General features: G+C 36.8%; 3 protein-coding genes. All 3 read left to right on the top strand.

The features are described 5' to 3' along the window. Positions 1–12: 12 nt before the first annotated feature. On the top strand, positions 13–126 hold the full coding sequence (locus R3333_RS14700; protein ID WP_413468693.1) for a DNA alkylation repair protein: 114 nt from the start codon (positions 13–15) through the stop codon (positions 124–126). Between the two features lie 42 nt (positions 127–168). Beyond that, positions 169–1,068 (top strand): hypothetical protein, encoded by a 900-nt coding sequence (locus R3333_RS14540; RefSeq protein WP_318959482.1) that lies wholly within the window; start codon positions 169–171, stop codon positions 1,066–1,068. 53 nt (positions 1,069–1,121) lie between these two features. Then, a partial coding sequence (locus R3333_RS14545; RefSeq protein ID WP_318959483.1) for an aminotransferase class I/II-fold pyridoxal phosphate-dependent enzyme occupies positions 1,122–1,596 on the top strand: 475 nt, incomplete at its 3' end.

Here is a 1,596-nt window from a genome sequence, read left to right on the forward strand (position 1 = left end):
ATTCAAAAAGCCATAGGTTGGAGTTTGCGTCAATATTCTAAGTACAATCCAGAAGCCGTAAAAGCCTTTTTGGCGGAACATGATTTTTCAACCTTGGCAAGAAGAGAGGGGAGTAAGTATTTGTAACAAAATATTACTTTAGGGGTTATAGCATCAAATATACCCCCTATGAAATTACTACCTCTATTATTGGTCTTTGTTTTAACTGCCTGTATTACCATTGAGCCTACTTTTGTTTATCAAGAAATGGAAAAGATTCCGAATACACGAGACAAAAATGTATGCGGTTTATTGAAAGATTCAGTGATTTTATATGCAGCTTTCATCGATGTAGAAAAGCATCACCCCTATACGGATTTTGATTTAGCGAGTACACAAGATTCTATTAGAAAGGCGATAGATTGGGTAGAAAATCAAGCCGCGAATTATGGCGTACCCTTGAAAATTAAGTTGATTAATCATGATCAATTTAAAAGAAAAAGCATAAAGGAGAAAAGTGCAAAGGTGTGCTTTGAACATTACGACAAAGCTTTTTATAAGTCTGGAGTTTTAAAGTATAAAGATTACATGAATTGGTCGGACGGTATTGCTAAATATATGGGAAGAGCGAATAGAGCGGCCGTAAATAGAAGTTTGGCAAGTTATGTAAGGGTTAAAGATTTGCAAAGTTTTAACGCCGTGTTGCGCGATAAATATGATTTTGAAAATATCGCCCACATGTATTTCATGAATGCCTATTACGAAGATGTACTCGGAAGGGCGTGGAATACGGCAATTGATCATAACGTTGAATTTGCCATTATAGAAGGTAAAAGCGTTGCGGTAATAGCACATGAATTTTTACACTTGTTTGGAGCCGTTGATTTGTATGCAACGCAAGAATATTCCTTTTTTAAGTTCGATGAAATTGCAGAAAAATATCCAGCATCTATAATGTTAGAGTCATACAAGGATATAAATAAGTTAGAGGTTGATTCTATCAATGCTTATTTCTTGGGGTGGACACATCAACTATCTGAGGAAGATAATGAACTACTTTTTCACAAGCTAAAAGCCCCTGTGTATTAGATTGCCTTTCCCCTAATTTTTAATTATCTTCGTGCCTCTGAAAACAGGAAATTATGTACGGAAAAATACAAGATCACTTAGCAAGTGAGTTAAAAGCTATAGAAGAAAACGGTTTATTTAAAAGAGAACGTATCATTACTACGCCTCAAGGTGCAGAAGTACACGTAAGCACGGGAGAAGATGTAGTGATTATGTGTGCCAACAACTACCTTGGTTTGTCGTCTCACCCAGAAGTTATCCAAGCCTCTAAAGATGCATTAGATACACACGGTTTTGGTATGTCATCTGTTCGTTTTATTTGTGGTACGCAAGATATTCACAAAGAATTAGAAGGTCGTATTGCTGATTTCTACGGAACGGAAGATACTATTTTGTACGCAGCTGCATTTGATGCAAACGGAGGTGTTTTTGAACCATTGTTCACAGCAGAAGATGCAATTATCTCTGATGAATTGAACCACGCTTCTATTATTGATGGTGTGCGTTTGTGTAAGGCGCAACGTTACCGTTACAAGCACAGCGATATGG

The organism is Lishizhenia sp. (assembly GCF_033720595.1).
In the GTDB taxonomy this organism is placed as follows: domain Bacteria; phylum Bacteroidota; class Bacteroidia; order Flavobacteriales_D; family Crocinitomicaceae; genus Lishizhenia.